Source organism: Ignavibacterium sp. (assembly GCA_032027145.1).
Classification (GTDB): Bacteria; Bacteroidota; Ignavibacteria; order Ignavibacteriales; family Ignavibacteriaceae; genus IGN3.
Genome location: JAVSMP010000001.1, coordinates 2,322,919 through 2,342,119, shown reverse-complemented (window position 1 = coordinate 2,342,119; position 19,201 = coordinate 2,322,919). Strand labels below are relative to the sequence as shown.

The 19,201-nt window shown below is 34.3% G+C and carries 14 protein-coding genes; 8 read left to right on the top strand and 6 right to left on the bottom strand.

What is annotated here, in order from left to right:
• Window positions 1–286: 286 nt before the first annotated feature.
• The 4 genes from ROY99_09825 (at window position 287) to ROY99_09810 (ending at window position 9,901) form a co-directional block, all read left to right on the top strand.
• The gene (locus ROY99_09825; protein MDT3696677.1) at window positions 287–2,206 is read left to right on the top strand and encodes a T9SS type A sorting domain-containing protein; all 1,920 of its coding nucleotides are present in this window, start codon (window positions 287–289) and stop codon (window positions 2,204–2,206) included.
• Window positions 2,207–2,460: 254 nt separating this feature from the next.
• Window positions 2,461–5,220, top strand: coding sequence for a TonB-dependent receptor (locus tag ROY99_09820; protein MDT3696676.1), 2,760 nt, complete (start codon window positions 2,461–2,463; stop codon window positions 5,218–5,220).
• Window positions 5,221–5,242: 22 nt separating this feature from the next.
• Complete coding sequence (locus tag ROY99_09815) at window positions 5,243–8,788, top strand: hypothetical protein (protein MDT3696675.1); 3,546 nt, start codon at window positions 5,243–5,245, stop codon at window positions 8,786–8,788.
• Between the two features lie 75 nt (window positions 8,789–8,863).
• Window positions 8,864–9,901, top strand: a complete 1,038-nt coding sequence (locus ROY99_09810) for a PorV/PorQ family protein (GenBank protein MDT3696674.1) — start codon at window positions 8,864–8,866, stop codon at window positions 9,899–9,901.
• A gap of 293 nt (window positions 9,902–10,194) precedes the next feature.
• Here ROY99_09810 and ROY99_09805 read toward each other — a convergent pair whose 3' ends face one another.
• The 4 genes from ROY99_09805 to ROY99_09790 are packed head-to-tail and all read right to left on the bottom strand — an operon-like array spanning window position 10,195 to window position 14,174.
• Complete coding sequence (locus tag ROY99_09805) at window positions 10,195–11,097, bottom strand: CxxxxCH/CxxCH domain-containing protein (GenBank protein ID MDT3696673.1); 903 nt, start codon at window positions 11,095–11,097, stop codon at window positions 10,195–10,197.
• A gap of 24 nt (window positions 11,098–11,121) precedes the next feature.
• A complete protein-coding gene (locus ROY99_09800; GenBank protein MDT3696672.1) occupies window positions 11,122–12,324 on the bottom strand; it encodes a cytochrome c3 family protein in 1,203 nt (400 codons plus the stop codon).
• A 10-nt stretch (window positions 12,325–12,334) separates the two neighbouring features.
• Window positions 12,335–13,600: a hypothetical protein gene (locus ROY99_09795; GenBank protein ID MDT3696671.1), complete on the bottom strand. Its 1,266-nt coding sequence runs from the start codon at window positions 13,598–13,600 to the stop codon at window positions 12,335–12,337.
• 40 nt (window positions 13,601–13,640) lie between these two features.
• Window positions 13,641–14,174, bottom strand: a complete 534-nt coding sequence (locus ROY99_09790; protein ID MDT3696670.1) for a cytochrome c family protein — start codon at window positions 14,172–14,174, stop codon at window positions 13,641–13,643.
• Between the two features lie 376 nt (window positions 14,175–14,550).
• Between ROY99_09790 and ROY99_09785 the strand changes: the two genes are divergently transcribed.
• Complete coding sequence (locus ROY99_09785) at window positions 14,551–14,943, top strand: SET domain-containing protein-lysine N-methyltransferase (GenBank protein ID MDT3696669.1); 393 nt, start codon at window positions 14,551–14,553, stop codon at window positions 14,941–14,943.
• A 1-nt stretch (window position 14,944) separates the two neighbouring features.
• On the opposite strand, the gene ROY99_09780 is transcribed toward ROY99_09785, so the two are convergent.
• A complete protein-coding gene (locus tag ROY99_09780; protein MDT3696668.1) occupies window positions 14,945–15,244 on the bottom strand; it encodes an ATP-dependent Clp protease adaptor ClpS in 300 nt (99 codons plus the stop codon).
• 133 nt (window positions 15,245–15,377) lie between these two features.
• On the opposite strand from ROY99_09780, the gene ROY99_09775 reads away from it, so the two are divergent.
• The 3 genes from ROY99_09775 to ROY99_09765 are packed head-to-tail and all read left to right on the top strand — an operon-like array spanning window position 15,378 to window position 17,711.
• Entirely contained in the window at window positions 15,378–16,130 is a 753-nt protein-coding gene (locus ROY99_09775) for an electron transfer flavoprotein subunit beta/FixA family protein (GenBank protein ID MDT3696667.1), read from the top strand.
• Between the two features lie 8 nt (window positions 16,131–16,138).
• Window positions 16,139–17,107 carry an electron transfer flavoprotein subunit alpha/FixB family protein gene (locus ROY99_09770; GenBank protein MDT3696666.1) on the top strand — a complete coding sequence of 323 codons (969 nt, stop codon included), beginning with the start codon at window positions 16,139–16,141 and terminating at the stop codon, window positions 17,105–17,107.
• A gap of 16 nt (window positions 17,108–17,123) precedes the next feature.
• On the top strand, window positions 17,124–17,711 hold the full coding sequence (locus ROY99_09765; GenBank protein ID MDT3696665.1) for a DUF151 domain-containing protein: 588 nt from the start codon (window positions 17,124–17,126) through the stop codon (window positions 17,709–17,711).
• Here the strand turns inward: ROY99_09765 and ROY99_09760 are convergent.
• Window positions 17,695–19,182: a DUF2851 family protein gene (locus tag ROY99_09760; protein ID MDT3696664.1), complete on the bottom strand. Its 1,488-nt coding sequence runs from the start codon at window positions 19,180–19,182 to the stop codon at window positions 17,695–17,697. The genes ROY99_09765 and ROY99_09760 overlap by 17 nt on opposite strands.
• Between the last annotated feature and the right edge of the window lie 19 nt (window positions 19,183–19,201).

The window sequence follows — 19,201 nt, the reverse complement described above, 5'->3', positions numbered from 1 at the left end:
GACTGACTTTTGTTTCTGTCACGTTTCGACTTCGCTCTACGTGACATCTGAGTTTTATTTTTTCTTTAACGTTCACACTTAGATGAACTCATTGTAACACTTGTTTGTCATCCAGAGCTTGTCGAAGGATGACATGCAGCTCTTGTTATACAATAATTTTCCAGAAGGTTATTATTAAAACTCAAAATCTGATTTTTTAAAAAATATATTATTTTTTAAAAAAAGTTGTTTATATTGTATTTCAGAAAATGTATTGTTTCAACCAACAAATATGAAAGGAAAAGTAATGAAAAAAATTGTTGTACTTTTATCTGCGGTACTTTTGATTACTTCCGCATTGCAAGCTCAAACTACCCCTATTGAGGTGCAAAGTTATGCAACTTTTAATGCTTATGCAGGCACTGCTCCGGATTCTTCTACACCATATTTTGGTGATTTAGGTGTTAGAAGAGTTATTGTAGCAGATGTAGATAATGACGGGGAACAAGAAATTATTTCTACTGATTATACAAACGGAGGAAGAGTCCACGTTCTAAAACATGATGGCGCTGGAAATCTTGAAATTATCTGGTCATCTCCTGTTTCCACAACTTCAAGTGGATCAACACCAAGATTCCCGCAAGTTGGTGATTGCGACGGTGATGGAATGCCTGAAATAATTTTTGAACAAAATGGTGAAAGAAGAATTGCGTTTTATGAATGGGATGGTTCTTCCTGGGGAACAGAACCAGCATATGAAATTACAGATGCTATGTTCTCATCAGCAACCGGTACGAGTGAAACATTAAGATTAAACCGCGAAACTTTACTGGTTAAAGATTTAGATGGTGATGGCAAAACAGAGATTATTTGTCATACTTCTGCACAGAGAAATGTTTTTGTATTATCAATTGACGGCAGTTTCCCTGGTTTCGCCAGCTTAGTATGCGAGGGCGGCAGGCTCGATGAAACTCAAAATGGAAGTAATTATGGAATTACTGGTTCATACTTCAGTTCAGCCGCTGCTAATATAAAAGGTGATGGTAATCTTACCATAATTAATAACCACTGGGATCGATGCGGTATGTGGGCAATTCAGGTTAATGGAAATGATACATACGCTTATCCAGATACAAGTTTGCCAGGTGTTTATAACAGATATTCACCTGTCGGTAAAGACGGTGTTAGTTATTTTGGTATAACTGCTGCTGATGTTAACGGTGATGGAATAGATGAAGTTGTTGGTACATTATATCAGGATAACTTTGATATGGTTCTGTTTCAGTTTTCACCAAGTGATGTAAGTGCAAATCTGTTTCACAGTGATCCTGATTCTGTTGCAAAAAGATTTGGAAGAATTGCTTTGAATTCTGATCTGGGTGCTTTAGGTGGAAAAACAGGTCAAGTTGAACTTTGGCCCTGCGTTAAAGGAGATTTGAACAAAGATGGAAAAGATGAAATTTATACAGGAGGCGGCAGAGGTATTAACATAATAGCTGTTCAGTACAATGGTTCCGGCAGTTTATTAGATAAAGATAATTATACTGCTAATCTTGTTTATACAGGTGAAGGCGGAGACGTATTTGCAACTTTCAGAATTTATCATGGAAGAATTGATACAGTAATAAATGGTACAGATACTACTTATGTATTAAATCCTTCAATTATTGATACCCTGCGACAAGAGACCCCATTTACAGCTTATATTTTTGCAGATGGCGTTGATATAGACCAGGACGGAAAAATGGAAATGGTTATATCCGAACAAAGTGTTTACGATTCAACAACTGTATATGAATATTTCTGGGTAGATTCTACTCATTCATGGGAATTGGATCCTAACTTGACTCATAAGTTCATCAATGAATACAGAAAAACAATCCGCGTTTTGGAATTCACTGGTCCAACAGGATTAGTTGATCAGGGATATAATATTGTTATGCCTGAAGATTATGTATTAGAAAATAATTTTCCGAATCCTTTCAACCCTTCAACAACCATTAAATTTATCCTCCCGTTACAGAAAAAAATATCTTTGAAGATATATGATATGCTTGGGAAGGAGGTAGCTACTCTGATCAACAATGAAGTTTTTGAAAAAGGAAGCTACGAAACGGTTTGGGATGCTACGAACAATAGTGGTGTTAAAGTAGCAAGCGGTAATTACATTGCTACATTAACTTATGGTAATTTCAGCAAATCAATTAAAATGACATTATTGAAGTAGAAAGTAATATTTTAATGTTTAGGAGGCTGGTCTAAAGTATTTATTAATACTTTAACAGCCTCTTTTATTATAGTAACATTAAAGAAAAAATATTGTTCAAGTTATAATATTAGCTAATCAAAGTTTTTATCAAACGATGTTAATTATTCATTTGACTTAGAAGGTCTCGGATGTACAAAAAAATTTTACTACTGTTATTTTTAATTACTTCATTTGTTTGCAATTCACTATATGCACAATCTACCGGAAAGATTATGGGAAAAATAATTGATGCATCTACAGATGAAGGTATCCCTTTTGCAAACGTTTTAATTGATGGAACTACTTTAGGTGCAGCATCGGATGCAGAAGGAAATTTTGTCATATTAAATATTCCGCCAGGATTATACAATGTTACTGCATCTTATATCGGATATCAGAAAGTTACTATCAAAGATATAACCATTAATGTTGGTTTTACTACTAGTTTAGACTTCAAATTAAATCCGGGTGAAATTACGCTTGAAGCTGTTGTAGTTCAGGGTGACAGGAATCCACTGATCAGGCAGGATTTAACAAACCCTACAGTTGCTATTACATCTGAATCACTTGAGAATTTGCCTGTTGATAATATCGCTGATGTAATAAAATTACAAGCTGGAGTTGTTACCGGCGATGACGGCAGTATCCACGTTAGAGGAGGATACGGGAATGAAGTGGCATACACTCTGAATGGTCTCTCATTAAATGATCCTTATGGAAATGCAAGATCGGTAGGATTAGCTTCCAATGCAGTGCAGGAGGCTTCGGTATCTACAGGAACATTTAGTGCAGAGTTTGGAAATGCACTTAGCGGAGTTGTTAATTATGTTACCAAAGAAGGCTCAGATAAATATACATTTAGTATTAGAGGTTACGGCGGCGACTATGTTACTTCCAGAACTGACTTCTTTACTAATTTGGATAAAATTGATGTTCTAAACAGAGCTCGTGTTGAAGCAACCTTTGGAGGACCTTTACCTATCAGTTCATCAACGCAATTTTTTGCATCAGGAATATATGAAAATTTTAAAGGCGGATATTATGGTTACAGATTGTACAATCCCAGTGATTCATATTTAACTCCAGCCAATTTTAAAAATTCTGATCCAAGATATGGTGATGCAACGGGTGCTTATTTCTTCAATCCTTTTACACCTGGCAGTGATGGTACACCAACAGGCGATAAAAAATATGTTCCAATTAATCCAAATCAAACTCTTAATTTACAATTTAATGTAAGTCAAAAGTTCGGCTCTCTGATAAAATTAAAATATGAATTTGTTTATGACAGGGCTAAGTCAAGAGATTTCAAAAGGAATTACTTGTTTAATCCTGATGGCTTAGGATGGGATTACAGCAGAGGTGTAATCAATACACTCGATTTAACACATACAATTGATGATAAAACCTTCTATACATTAAAAGGGTCTTATTCATTTAACCGTGCAGAACATTATCTTTATGAAAATCCAAATGATATTAGATATCTGCCTAATTTTTATAGAAAGACAGTTGGTAATACAACATACTATTCTGGCGGAACTGATAATGAAATTTGGCACAGATCAACTGAAACTTACAGCATCAAAGGAGATTTGGTTTCTCAGATGTTTGGTGTTCATGAGGTAAAAGCAGGATTTGAATTCAGAAAACATAATATTAAAAGAGATGGTTTTACTTTAGACTTTTATAAATACAAAGATATTGGAGGCATACCTTCAATTACTCCGCTTAATATAAATGATGTATTATATGATACTTCGCTGACAATTATTCGCGGCGGTCTATTCGACGTTTCAACTTATGACAAAAATCCTTTCCAGGGCGCTGTATATTTTCTTGATAAAATGGAGTTAGCAAAAACTTTAATACTCAATATTGGATTTAGATACGAATTTTTTAATGCAGCTTCTGATTATAATTATGATTTTTCTAAGAATCTTACTGATTCATTATCAGGATATATGAATGCATATCTGAAACCGGCAGAAGTTAAGCATATGTTATCGCCAAGATTCAGTGTTTCTTATCCGATCACTGATAGAGGTGTAATAAGATTTTCTTACGGACATTTTTATCAGATTGGTTCATTATCAAGTTTATATTCAAATGATGTAAGATGGGTGCCTAATATTGCTTCAATTCCTACATTTGGAAATCCTAATGTAAATCCTCAACGCTCTGTACAATATGAAATCGGATTACAGCAGCAGCTTACAGATGATTTCAAATTTGATCTGACAGGTTATTATAAAGATGTAAGAGATTATATTTTTACACAGACTATTTATACTGAACAGGCACGTCAGTACAAAGTATTAACAAACCTTGCTTATTCAAATGTTAGAGGAATCACGCTTTCCTTCCTTAAAAGAAGAGGACCGGGCGAATTGTTTTCTGCAACACTCGATTATACTTTTCAGGTTGCTGAAGGAAACAGAACTGAACCGGAGGAGGATTTATTCTTTAGTGAAGCTTCTGGAAAACAAACAGAGACTTATTTAGTACCTTTGGACTTCGACCGCCCGCATTTAATAAATGGTACTTTTACTTTAACAGAACCAAGTTCATGGTCTGTGGGTGTAATATATAATATTCAAGCTGGCACTCCTTACACACCGGCTTTACCTCCAAGTTTATCTACTATTACGTATCAGCAAAACTCAGGCTCTAAATCAATGCAATGGGAAGTTGATCTTAAATTTGAAAAATACTTTTCTTTTGGCCCATTAAACTATTCTGTCTTTATCCATATTAACAATCTGTTTGATACACAAAATGACAGATATGTGTATGCAAGCTCCGGAAAATCATTGTCTAATATTGAAGAGGTTTTAAATGCAAATCAGTTTAATGACTTGCGAAACAGAATTAACAGAGGTGATCCGGGATTAATTGATAAGAGTTTTATTGATAATTATTATTCAAGACGCCCGGAAAATGTAAACCGACCGCGTGAAGTAAGACTTGGTTTTTCAATAATATTTAATTGAACATTCTATTAGGGTTTTTATAATGAGAAAGAAATTTTTTTTAATACTGCCGCTTCTGATCTTTTTAACCAGCTTAACTGTTGCACAGGTTCCAGATAGTGTTGATCCTTATTTCTATAAGAATTTAACACCTGAGCAATCTGAAGCTCTGTTTGGTCCGATTACAGGAGTTAAATTAAACAAAGTAAATGGTGAAAAAAGAGAAATAAAAGACATAACTATCAAAGGAAATAAAATAACTACAATTTTATATAATTATGGTTCTGTTTGCACACCAAGTGTGTTATCAAATGTACTTGACCTGGTTTGGAATGGATTAGGTTATGGATTTGAATTTGGCTTATTAGCCGGTGCCGAGGTCATTGATGTTAATGGAGATACATTACACATTATAAGCGATTCACATATAAGGACTACTGAGGGCGATTACAGCCCTGACGGAAGTTTAAAATGGGGCTGGCTGCCTAAGACCGGTTATTCAGACCCAAATCAGAATAAAATTGCTTCTCTTTTAGCAGAAGATAAAAATGGAGATGGTAAACCTGACTCTTGGCCTGATCAATGGTACTCACCTGTTGCCGGCAAATATCTTTGGCCTGCATTTTTAGGTGATATGGCTACTGCACCTGATGAAGAAGTGTTTTATGCTATTGATGATTATACTAACTATGAATTTATTGATCGTTATCAGCCATTCCCCAGCGACCCAACTAAAGGTGGTTTAGGCTTAGAGGTTACTGTAAGAATATTACAGTTTAATAACCCAATGGCTGAAGATATAATCTTTATGGTTTATCAGGTTACAAATGCTTCGGAGAAAGACCTGGATAAAGTTTACTTTGGTATGTATGGCGATCCTCACGTTGGCGGCTCTACAGATTATAATGACGATAGAGCATTTTTTGTTCCTCCTATATTGCCGCCTAACTTCCCTTCTTTCGATCAAAGAGCAAGAAGTATGGTTTATGCTTGGGATGAAGATTTTCAGGGAATGGGTGGAAAAATTCCAGGTTATTTTGGTTGGAAATTCCTTGAATCTCCTTCGTTTGATAATGATGGAATTGATAATGATGACGATGGAATTATTGATGAAAGCCCGTTTAATGATAAAGGATTTTATATTGATGGCGTTGCAACTCCACTTACTTATGGTATTTATGATGTTGCTAAATATACAAGGGTTTATGGCGCTCCTAAGCCAAGATGGTCTGGTGATGAAGATGGAGATTGGGACCCAGAAAAAGATGATGTTGGAATAGATGGAATAGGACCAGAATCACCCAATTATCCGGGACCTGACTATGGTGAAGGAGACGGTGCTCCTTCGCAAGCATGGTATCTTGATATAAACAATAATGGCATTATGGATAAAGAAGAAGAAGCTTCTTTAAGTGATATCAGATTACCGGGATATAAATGGGCTGGTTCAGAACCTAACTTTGGATATAGAGATATCTCAGAATCTGATATGATGGGTTTAACTGGCTTTACTGCAGGGCGGTACGGTGATTCAAACTTTCCTAAAGAAGATGAACTTATGTGGCAATGGTTTACAAAACCTTATATTGATCCTGAACAGCCGTTATTAAAAACTGCCGGCGATAATATTTTTTGTTTCTCTACCGGACCTATGTCACTTAAGAGAGGTGAAACTCAAAGATTTTCGATGGCAATAATAATGGGTGAAAATCTTAATGATTTGCTTCTTAATGCAATTACTTCTGTTAGAATTCTTGAAGCCGATTACAGATTTGCACAACCGCCGGCAAAACCAATTGTTACCGCAGTTGCCGAAGATGGTAAAGTAAGATTATTCTGGGATGCTAAATCCGAAGATTCGGTTGACCCCTTAACCCGCACAAAAGACTTTGAAGGATACAAAATTTATAGAAGCAGAGATTTTAACTTCTCGGATGTTTATACAATTACCGATGCTAATGGAGTTCCGTTTTTAGGTCAGGCGCTTATTGATCCAAACACAGGCAAAAGAGCTCAGTTTGATTTGATAAATGAATACTCCGGTCTTGCACAACGTGAATATGACGGACGCGGTGTTAAATATTATCTTGGCGATAACACCGGTTTGCAGCACGAGTATGTTGATTCTACAGTACAAAATGGTGTTACTTATTATTATGCTGTTGTAGCTTATGATCATGGCTCACCTGATTTACCACCGACAGAAACCCAGTCCGTTATTCAACAAGATCCATTAACCGGTGAGCTGATTTTTGATGTAAATACTGTTCAGGTTACTCCTGGTCCCATTTCAACAGGAATAACTGATCCTGAAGTTGGATTAGATGGTGAACCAACATCAGTAAACTCAGATGCAACTGGTAAAATAAAAGTTAAAGTATTAGATAAACTTGCTGTTAAGGATAATCTTTATAAAATAGATTTTGAAGATGCAAAGACATATAATGTTCTTGATTCTACAGGTATCCAAACCACATTTATATCTAAAGATACTATCCTTGTTACTCTTCCTCATAGAAACATTCTACCAGGCAGTTTACAACTATTAGATGAGTCAAATAATGTGGTTGATACTTCAAAAATAATCATTAACTATATCTCCGGACAGATTGCCGGAAGACGACCTGGATATTTACCTGCCGGAGAACAGTTTAAAATTTATTACAGATATTATCCTGTTTATGAAAGCAAACTATTGAATAATGAAGATGGCAATCCAGCATTTGACGGATTAAGAGTTTTCATCAAAGCTGATTCACTTCATTTTGATGCTGAAAATACTAAGTTTATTCATAACAGTAATGTAACCGTATTAGATACAATATTCTATCCTGCATTAATTGGAACTGCTAGTTTAAGAACAAAAATTAGTGCTGATTGGGAAATCAGATGGAACGATACTGATACTTTAGCAGATGGAAGCTGGAAATTTGCTGATACTGTTAATACTTTAATTGGAAAATTTGCAATGCCTTTTAAAATATTTAATGTAACTGCCAATGAACCTGCAACTTTTGTGATTGATGAAATTATACCTGCAAGAAGAAATAATAAAAGATGGGATTGGGGTGAAGGTATTGTTCTTCAGCCTCAGGGGGCAACCAATGCTGCCACAAGTTATGAAGTTATATTAAAACTGGATAAATCCAAACCCACTCAGATTCTTCCTAAAAGCGGAGATGTTTTTCAGATAAAGACTAAAAAGCCTTTTGAATCAGGAGATACTTATATCTTTGAAACAAAAAAAGTAAAAGAGAACAAAGAGCTTCAAAAACAATCTTTAGATAATATTTATGTTGTTCCTAACCCTTACGTTGCATACGGATTGTCTGAAAATCCGGGCAGAACTTTAACAAAGCGCGGAGAAAGAGAAATTCAATTCAGAAATCTTCCGCCAAGATGTACAATCAGAATATACACTATTACTGGTGAGCTTGTTGATACAATTGAAAAAGATGATTTAACAAGTATGGCTAGCTGGGATCTTTTAAGCTCGGAGGGAATGAGAATAGCTTATGGTGTTTACATATTTCATGTTGATATTCCCGGAGTTGGTGAAAAAATCGGCAGGTTTGCTGTAATTAAATAGATTATAAAAATATTAGAGATAGTTAAAATTCTATCACAAAAATATTTGAAATGAATTTAATGGAGTAATTTTAAAATGAGAAAATTTTCTATACTAATAATTCTGATGCTGAGTTTCGTTATTAGTCAAATAAATATATATCCGCAAATATTTAGAGAAATTTCTAAAGTTGGCACTACTGCCGGACAATTTCTTAAAATTGCACCAGGTGCCAGAGCACTTGGAATGGGTGGAACTTATGTAGGTGTAAGTGATGATATTTATGCTGCATATTATAATCCCGCGGGTATAGCAATTAGTAAAGGGAACGGACAGGTTGCATTCAGTCATACACAATGGTTAGCAGATATAAATTTCGATTATGCTGCGGTATCTTTAAATCTTGAATCCTTCGGAGCAATTTCTTTTTCTGTTACTTCTTTTAGAATCCCTGAGGATAAAGTAAGAACTTTCGAGTTCCCTGAAGGCAATGGACAGTATTGGGATGCAGGCTCTGTGTCTTTTGCTGTTGGATATGCAAAAAGCCTGACTGATAGATTTTCAATTGGCTTTAATGCTAAGTTTATCAGAGAATCAATCTGGAGTACCTCATCAACTGGATTTGCCTTAGATGTTGGAACGTACTATGTAACCCCTTTTAATGATTTAGTAATCGGCGCCAGCATTTCCAACTTTGGAACTAAAATGAAACTGGATGGAAGAGATATTCAGCTTAATTATGATCCTGATAATAATATCAGCACAGGACCAAATAATATTCCGGCTAAATTTGAAATGGATCAATATGATCTTCCGCTGATCTTCAGAATCGGATTTTCAATGGACGTGATTAAATCAAGATACATAAGAGTTAAAACAGCTTTTGATGCAACTCATCCCAATGATAATAGTGAGTATCTTAATGCTGGAATAGAATTAGCCTATGATGAATTAGTATTTATCAGAGGAGGATATAAATCATTATTTCTGGCAAACAGTGAGCAAAGTTTTACTTTGGGCGCTGGAATAAATTATGAAATGACAAGTGGTATCAGCATAAAATTTAACTATGCTTATGGAGATTATGGCAGATTAAAAAATATTCAATACATAGATATTGGATTGATATTTTAATAAAACTTGATGCTGTCTCATTAATAAAGTTTAGGATCACTCCGAACTTGTTGAAGTGTGATTATTGCACAAATATTAGTCTTGCCAAACTCAGACTGACAAATTGTGGCTTTGAGACAGCATCTTTTTTTATGCTTATTAGTAAACGGCATTTACAAATTTGGATTTAGATCGGTGAAACTTATTAACTGATACAACTCTTTCCGGTATAAGCAAACTGAAAACAAAACCTTAAGACAATAAAAAAAGCCGCATCTTAGTGCGGCTTTAATTTTCTGTATTACCTGATAATGTTAAAATTCAAATTCATTATTAAAAACATTTAACTTACCATTGATATGCTTATCCTTATTAACTATTGAATAATTACCATTGCTATTCTCTACTACATCACCATGACATTGCTGACAATTTTGACTCGGCGGATGTGTTCCTCCCTGAGCAGGAGTTTTCGGTAATGGATTGCCGGTAGCTGCATCACCATGACAAGTACCACAAGCTGCTCCCTGTGATTGTGCAGTAAACAAAACTGCATTATTCAAATTACCATTTTTAAAATATCCGTGGCAGTAAGTGTTTGAGCAGCTTCCATCTGAAGCATCGAAACTTGGGTTTGGGGTAAAGTTCCCAAGGCTGGATTGATAATTAAAACCACCGGAAACATTTGATTGTAATCTTGAAAGCAAACCAAATATTATTTCAGCACCTGGTGTATTATCAATATGTGATGGGTCAGAAAATCCTGCTGCCGGTTCTATATGGCATTCATTACAGCTGACAACTTTACCAAGTTTGTTATCAAAAAGATGTTTAGTATGCGCTCCAACTCCCCTATCAGATGAAAGTATATTACCATTCAAAGCCCTTGGCGGTGCAATTCTTAAAGTATTTGCAAAATCACCGTGACAAGTATTGCAGGCTTCAGGTCCGCCGGGAGTTTTATGACAAGTATAACAGCTTGCTTCTGCAGTACCTCCGTTATAATTAGCAGCATGACATTGCTGACATTGTTTCATATCCCAATTAGCAGCTGCCACAAGCTTACCGTGAAAATTTGGAGAAGCCGGATTTTTTATTCCGTCTTTATGAAGTGCAATCTTAGGTGCAGATATTGGAATGTCTTCTCTTATATCACTGCAGCCAATAAAAAATAAAAATGAAACATTAGCTGCAAAAAATATTTTTAAGTACTTCATTGATTTTCCGTTATTAAATTTCATTTAAATTCCATGACAATAATTACAGAATCCTGCAGACCGCGGAGAATTCGGTGATGCACTTGTATGGCAATTATAACAAATAGAACCAAAGTCATTATGCCAATCACCTTTCTCTCCCTTCATAAATCCGATAGGATGTGTTTTTGGATTAGTACCTTTTATACCATCAGCGTCAAAGTGACAAGTAATACAAGTTGGGTCAGCACCATTAACATCATGACAGGACATACATCTTTCAATATCTCTTTTTGCTAAAGTTGCGTGATCGCCGCCGCCGGTACCAACACCAAAAGTTTTAAATGTAGGTTTTAGATGAGTTGCTGGTACTATTCCGCCAAAAGCAAAATCCTGATTTTCTGATTGATGGCATTCAGCACAAAATGTTTCTACCTGATGGCAGGTCTGACAATCAGAGGTTTTTCCTTTCGCATCAATACCATGAGAAAATCTATAGTTTAATTCATGAACACGGTTGATGACCTGAACTTTTGCACCATCTACAAAATTGCTTGAATAATACGGCTGATAAAAATCATTTTTCAGATTAACTTCTGTAATTCCAATTGTTGCAACATGGCATTCATCACAAGATTGATTATCGTGGCACATTATACAATTAGCCTTAAACTCAGATGCAGCAAACTTGTGTGTTTTGGCAAAACTTACAACTCTATGGTTTTGTGGTATCAGATTAACTGTTGATGTATGGCAGGATTCACAAGCATTGGAAGCAGTAGATTTATCATTATGACAGCTGTAACACTGCTCCATTGGCGGATTTGGCTGAGCAGCCTGCCAACTATAATCAACTTCAGAAATACCTTTATGGCAGGATTCACAATCAATTTTCTGATCAGTGAGATGAAATTTATGATTAAATATTAATCCGGTTTTACTGGCAGATAATGCTTCAAAATTATCATCATAATGACAGGTTGAACATTCTTCGTCATTATCTACTTCATGACAATCTGAACAATTATCGTGATTCGGGAATAAACTACTTTTAAGGCTTATGCTTTCCATTACTGCTGAATGACAAGTCTGACAATCCACAAGGTCTTTATGAAGCGAATGAGAAAATTTGATCTTGCCTTCATTTGAAGATAGATTATTTTCTTTCTTACTGCTTACCGCACCTGTTAATAATAATGCAGTTATGCCAAGAAAGATAAACAGATATAGTACTTTGATTTTTTGCATAATATGAGATTTAAATATTTAAGTTAAACCAGTAATTAAGTTTAAAGAATAACCTAAGATCATTTTTGTAGATTTTATTATCCATATACTGTCCCTGAAGATCAAAGGATAAAACTCTAAAGGGTCGAATATTTGTACCAACTAATAACGATGTAATACTATTAGACTCTGCATCGGGACTAAGCTTGTAATTTGTATATGATAATCCAACTGAAGGGGTTAACAAACCATCAAATAAAGTGTAACCTGAGTAAAGTGAAATTGCATCAAGTTCACCAGCATAGCCAAATGTTTTACGATAATTCAAAGATCCATAAGAAGTTGATAAACCAATTGCAACTCTTTGGGAGTTTTCATCCTTATACTGAACATTACCAAACTTCCCAATAACAGTAATTATTCGATTTATTTTATAATCGGCACCTATTTCAATCTCGTGGGTATTGCCATAATCAAACACAGAAAAAATTGAATTATATCTGATTTTTGGCTCTCTGAAATTGTAATAAACATTCAAACCAAGATCTTTAACTGCTTCGGTACGGGCATCGAACTCAAATCTTGATGTCTGATTGAAATTTATATCATAATCATAACGGAAAAATGCCTGAACAATTTCAGGCATTGTATAATTTAATTCACCCGTAATAAACTGATACTGATTTGATTTATTCTCAATTTCAACTTCAATAAGATTCAAATTCGGGTCTAATCTGTTTGCAAAATAACTATCTGGCTTAAAGTTCTTATTAACATAACCGATCGAGAATTGAGAATTTGGAATAACAGTGGTAGTAAACTTACCACCCATAATAAAATTGTCTTTGAAATTATTTGTTATTTCCAGTTTCTGATAGGCAGGGACATTTCCACCATAAAATGCATTCAACTTATAATCAGTGTGTTTTAAAATAATAGAGCCGCCGTCAAATAAGCCGCCAACTACATTGTTGATTATTGGCTGTCTTCCGACTTTGACAGTAGCTATATTTAGTAAATCTCTGGCTTCAAGATATAAGTTGTAAAACCTTAACCTTGGGTCTGAAATCTGCTCTTTAGTTAAGTCAGTTTCGAAATTTAAAAAAGATCGGACTGAAAACTTATCATAGTTAAGATTAAGATTAAGCATTTCATATGCTCGCACATAGTTTTCAGAAGAATTAAGTGAATCATATCTTTCAAAAGTGTAAACAGAACTTGAAAAACGACCATTTATATTCTGAGCAAAAACTATTGTGTTTATTGCAAGCAGAAAAACAAGTATAAGTTTCTTCATTTATGCATCTGCTAAATTATTCTTTAATAGATTTTTTAGTTTATGGCTTCGGGTGTTTTATTTTATTCCAGGCTTCATCAACATTAAAATCAACAAATGTAGGACTTTCAACATTATGACAGCCAATACAGAAATTCTCCAGTTTATCATGAACTACTAATCCATTTTTAATGGCAAGTTCTTTATCTTTCATTATTTTCATATCCTTATATGCAGAGCCTGCTCCGTGGCAAGTTTCGCATTGAACTCCATCTTCAATTTTAAACTTCTTTCCTAATAAAGATGGATCAACATTGTACCCGCTGGCGTGACATTTAAGACATTCTGTTGTTTGAACTGCTGGAGTAGAAAAACCTTTTTCTTTAGCTATATTATCTGCTTTTTCTGTTTTGAGGGTTTCGTAAGCTTTGGCATGTTTGCTATTCTGCCAAATAGATAACTGACTTCCCTGTTTTTCAGTTTTATGACACATTGCACATGCTTCAACGCCGATAAACGAATTTCCGTTTTGAGGAAAAGCGTCAATTAATGAAACGAGCATAAAAACAACTAGAGAGCAACTAAAGAGTTTCATACAACCTCCTAAAATTAAGTTAATGTTTATTGCAATATGGAAAGAATTATCAATAAAGGCAAAAACTAAAAAATGATAGATAATTCTTATTTACTGAAAACTTATTTTACAGTACTCTCCCTGAATATATTGATGTAGATTATCCTATAAAACAAATTAAATACCAAAAAATATTTCTTTTTTCAATCATTTTTGATTAGCAACTAATATCCTTTTCTTTGTTTTGAAAAATGAATAAACAATTCTCCCAATAATGAAAATAAAAAGCATTTTAGGTAAATACTCAGTAATCAACGAAACAGATAATAATTTTTTAGTACACCAAAAATTCATATTTTAGCTGCCTGATTTTAATAACTATTTCATTAATTCATATATGTATAAAAACTTATTAAAGGTTGATAAGTCATCAGTTCATGGCAAAGGGTTGTTTGCAAATACTTCTTTTAATGAAGGAGATGTCATCGTGCAAATAACCGGTGAAGTTATTGATTCCGATGAATGTGAACGCAGAGAAAATGAAGAGAATAATGTTTATATCTTTTACAAAAACGATAATGAATTTATAGATGTTTCTAATAATTCACTTTTGAAGTATATAAATCATTCTTGTAATTATAACTGTGATGTTGATGAGGACGAAAAAGGGAATTTACTACTACTTGCAGTTTCAAATATCAAATCAGGTGATGAGTTGACGATACATTATGGATATGACGAGATTTATCAATACTGTGCTTGCGTAAACTGCGAAAATAAAAATAACTGAGTTAAGTAATAATTTGTGTGTGCAGTGCAATCTCTTCTAACACAGAGGATACTATCAGACAATCTTTCATACTGCCGTTAAACACAATTGCTTTACCTTTAACATGAACTTCAAAAGCCAGACTTCTTGCTTTTTCGTAAGTGCATTTTATTGCAGAGATTAATTGTGTTATTACTTCATCAAATGTGTGCCAGTCATCGTTAAACAGCAACACCCGAGAACTTAAACCAATACCTGTGGTCTCTTCAGTTATAGCTTCATAGTGTTGAGATTCATTTGGCTGCAATTCCATAAGCAACATTATTTCTTTTCTAACCTTGCTAAAGATAATATAAGATACTGTAATTTTAATATGTAAAAAATAATAAAATTGTTTTTAGATACATACATGTTTATATTTTTGAACAAAAATCTAAGAACTTTATGGAGGTTAAATGAAAATAGCTGTATGTATCAGTCATGTACCAGACACTGCAACAAGAATAAAGATCGGCTCAGATAACAAATCTATTGATTCAGCAGGAGTTACATATATACTTAATCCTTATGATGAGTTTGCAATTGAAGAAGCTCTGAAGACAAAAGAAAAATTAGGATCTGATACTATTGTTTATGCATTAAGCGTCGGTGGAGAAGCTAACAAAGAAACTATCCGGAAAGCACTTGCAATGGGCGTTGATGAAGGTGTGCTATTAAAAGATGATGCTCAACGGGATTCATTTGGAATTGCATATGCGCTTAGCGAAGAAATAAAATCATTGGGTTGTGAATTAGTTTTTTTCGGAAAGCAATCCGTAGATTTTGATAATTCAATAACAGGTCAATTAACTGCTGAATTTTTAGGCTATAATTGTATTCCTGTTGTAGTTGATTTAAAATTAGATGGTAATAAAGTTACTGCCGAAAGAGAAATTGAAGGTGGGCGTGAAGTTGTTGAAACCGAAACCCCCGTTGTAATCACTGCTCAAAAGGGTTTGAATGAGCCAAGATATGCTTCATTAAAAGGTATTATGTCTGCAAAGAAAAAAAATATAGCTGAAAAACCAGCAGCAGCTTATTCTCTGCTTAGCGAAACTCTTGAGATGTTTCTTCCACCATCAAAGCAGCCAGGAAGAATATTGGGAACAGATAAGAGTGTAGTTCCTGAATTAGTTAAACTTTTAAGAGAAGAAGCAAAGGTAATATAGGTGTAAATATGGCAAATAAAGTTTTATCAATAATTGAACAAAGAGAAGGCAGTATTAAAAAAATTTCTTATGAGGCTGTAAGTGTCGGCGCATCTCTTGCTAAAGAATTAGACCTTGAATTTGAAGCTGTTGTAATCGGTTCTGAAGTCGAAGGATTATCAAATCTTGGAAATTATAGTGCAGCAAAAATTACCCACTTAAAAAATGCTGAGTTGTATAACTTTAGCTCAAGTGCCTACTCGGATTTGATTAGCAATTATGCTAAAGAATCTAATGCAGGCATAATTATATTAGGCAATACTTCTTTTGGAAATGAATTAGCTCCCAGAATAGCAGTTAAGCTAAAATCTGCCTGTATTGTTGATTGTGTAAATCTAACAGTAAAAACTGGTGAAATAATTGCAACACGACCAGTTTATGCAGGTAAAGCACTCATAAGATCAAAACTTAGCTCTGATGTAAAAATCTTTACTATCAGACCAAATGTTTTTAAAGCTGAAAAAGTATCTGGGCAAAATCCTGAAATAAAAGTTGAAGAGATTACAAATCCAAACCTGAAATCAAAAGTAGTTGCATACAAAAAATCTGAAGGAAAACTTGATGTTGCAGAAGCAAACATTATTGTAGCCGGAGGCAGAGGAATGAAAGGACCGGAACACTTTAATCTTATTGAATCCTTGGCAGATGTTCTTGGTGCTGCAATCGGCGCATCCAGAGCTGTTGTTGATGCCGGATGGCGACCACACAGTGAACAGGTTGGACAAACAGGTAAGACGGTTTCTCCTTCTCTTTACATTGCTTGCGGAATTTCGGGTGCAATCCAGCATCTGGCAGGTATGTCTTCATCAAAATATATTGTTGCAATAAATAAAGATAAAGATGCACCTATTTTCAGTGTTGCTGATTATGGTATTGCTGGAGATGTCTTTGATATTTTACCAGTTTTAACCGAAGAAATAAAAAAAATAAAATCATAACTCAACAGGCTTAAAGTTGGAAAAAGTTCAGTGTGAAATACTTGGTCTATCATCAAGCGCTTCTACCGGCGGCGCCTATGCAATCCTTCTTAAAGAAGTTAATGGTGTAAGAAGACTGCCGATAATTATTGGCGGATTTGAAGCACAAGCTATAGCTCTTGAAATGGAAAGAATAAAACCACCAAGACCATTAACACATGATCTATTAAAAATTCTGATTGATAATCTTGGTGCAAATGTAGTTGAGATAATTATAACTGAATTAAGAGATAATACTTTTTTTGCAAGAATTATTTTAGAAGCATCGGGGTTAACTAATGAAATTGACGCACGACCAAGCGACGCTATTGCTTTAGCAGTACGTTCTGATGCACCGATCTTTGTTAGTGAAAATGTAATGGCAGCCGCCGCATTTTTACCTTCTGATGAATCTGAAATACCTGGTTTTGAAAGTACCGAGTTGGAACAGGATAAAAAGCCATTATCTAAAGATGCTAAAATTGCTGCATTACAAGATAAGCTAAGAGAAGCTTTGGAAAGCGAAGAGTTTGAACGGGCTGCAAAATTAAGAGATGAAATTAAAAGGCTTACTCAGAGTAATTAGTAAAAACCTTTTTGCCTATTTCACACTGCAGACATCTGTCCTTTATGCAATAATTCCTGAATAATTCAATCATTCCCTGATAATAAACACTACGGAATTTTTCATTCTTAAAACCGAGATTCTCATTAACCTGATCAACTAAATGATTGCTTTCCTTTTGATAATAATTTAAAAATACATTGAGAACCTTTTTGGATATTTCTGCTTGATTCATCATCTCAAAATAAACAGAGAATAATGGCAGAACTATGTTTACAACAATTTCATCTGCACGACCAACACCGATAAAATAGTTTAATTTACTTTTTGATGGTTTATTAAAAGTATAATAGTTAGCCCAATATCCATCGCTTTTTATAATTATTGTATTGCGAAGTTTATTAATAATTTTATTTGTATCTGAGAACTGTTCAAATACCGTAGTCAGATTGTTAAATAGATCAGCAGTAACAAGCTTTTTTAGTATTCTGGCACCGGCAGCAATTCTTAATGTAGGAAAATTCTGTGGTCTTAGTTTAAAAAAGTTCCATTCATTTTTATTCATTATCCCTGAATCAAAATTCATCTTAGCATTATTCCATATATCAATGCAGCTTCGTACATATTCTGAAGTTCTTTCATCAGCTATTTCAGTAACTTCAGGGAACAAACCGCTTATATGAAATAAGATACTTTCAATTTTTTCCGAATTAAGATTTTCAATTTTATAAATATTTTCTATCTCTGCATATCTGCTAAGCTTAAGCATACTGTCTTTATTCTTTGAATACCCGAGAGCTTCAAATATTTGTTCATATAGTAATTTTTCCCATATCTGCTTCTGCTCAAATTCTGATTGACTGAAAGCCCTGCTTGTTACTTCTTTATGGAAGTCATGATAAACCTTTGGTTCTTTAATCTTAAGCTGCTTAAGTAAAATTATTTCTTTCAGTCTCTCAATATCATTTTCACATTTATTTTTAAACCGAACTAATCCCAGATTTTTAACTAATTGTAGTTTATCTTTTCGCGGAAGTTTATCGTTTAACTCTGAACAGGGCATTTTTATTTGGGAACTCTGATTTATTTCAACCAGATCTTTACTGATATTTTTCTTTATTGAAGAGCTAAGGTGTTTTTCTATCGAAAGTGTCGGAACCTTTCTTCCATTCTGAGTAATAACAAAAGGATAGGAAGAATCGTCAGATAAAACTACATGTAGTATTACTTTATTATACCTTTCATTAATATTATGCCCGTGTGACTTCCAATCCGAATGGGCAGTATCTATTTCAACATCACCCGTAAAAGTTATATTGCCGATTTTTATTCTTGCATGTTGATAATCCGGACCTGCAGCTTCATTATTTCTAACACCTGAATCCAGAATATCTATCGGAAGTCCTTCAGCTGTAGAAAGCGGCAGATTAAAACGTTTATCTTCCCAAATTTTATAGATAATGTCTTCTGGAAATTTGCTTTTTGTTTTCAAGAGAAACTCATAATTAGTT

Bases quoted from the DNA above. Each gene is read 5' to 3' on its own strand.
- ROY99_09810 (MDT3696674.1), top strand. From the start codon at position 8,864: ATGAGAAAATTTTCTATACTAATAATTCTGATGCTGAGTTTCGTTATT.
- ROY99_09795 (MDT3696671.1), bottom strand. From the start codon at position 13,600: ATGAAGAAACTTATACTTGTTTTTCTGCTTGCAATAAACACAATAGTT.
- ROY99_09785 (MDT3696669.1), top strand. From the start codon at position 14,551: ATGTATAAAAACTTATTAAAGGTTGATAAGTCATCAGTTCATGGCAAA.
- ROY99_09825 (MDT3696677.1), top strand. From the start codon at position 287: ATGAAAAAAATTGTTGTACTTTTATCTGCGGTACTTTTGATTACTTCC.
- ROY99_09790 (MDT3696670.1), bottom strand. From the start codon at position 14,174: ATGAAACTCTTTAGTTGCTCTCTAGTTGTTTTTATGCTCGTTTCATTA.
- ROY99_09770 (MDT3696666.1), top strand. From the start codon at position 16,139: ATGGCAAATAAAGTTTTATCAATAATTGAACAAAGAGAAGGCAGTATT.
- ROY99_09815 (MDT3696675.1), top strand. From the start codon at position 5,243: ATGAGAAAGAAATTTTTTTTAATACTGCCGCTTCTGATCTTTTTAACC.
- ROY99_09780 (MDT3696668.1), bottom strand. From the start codon at position 15,244: ATGTTGCTTATGGAATTGCAGCCAAATGAATCTCAACACTATGAAGCT.
- ROY99_09820 (MDT3696676.1), top strand. From the start codon at position 2,461: ATGGGAAAAATAATTGATGCATCTACAGATGAAGGTATCCCTTTTGCA.
- ROY99_09805 (MDT3696673.1), bottom strand. From the start codon at position 11,097: ATGAAGTACTTAAAAATATTTTTTGCAGCTAATGTTTCATTTTTATTT.
- ROY99_09800 (MDT3696672.1), bottom strand. From the start codon at position 12,324: ATGCAAAAAATCAAAGTACTATATCTGTTTATCTTTCTTGGCATAACT.
- ROY99_09775 (MDT3696667.1), top strand. From the start codon at position 15,378: ATGAAAATAGCTGTATGTATCAGTCATGTACCAGACACTGCAACAAGA.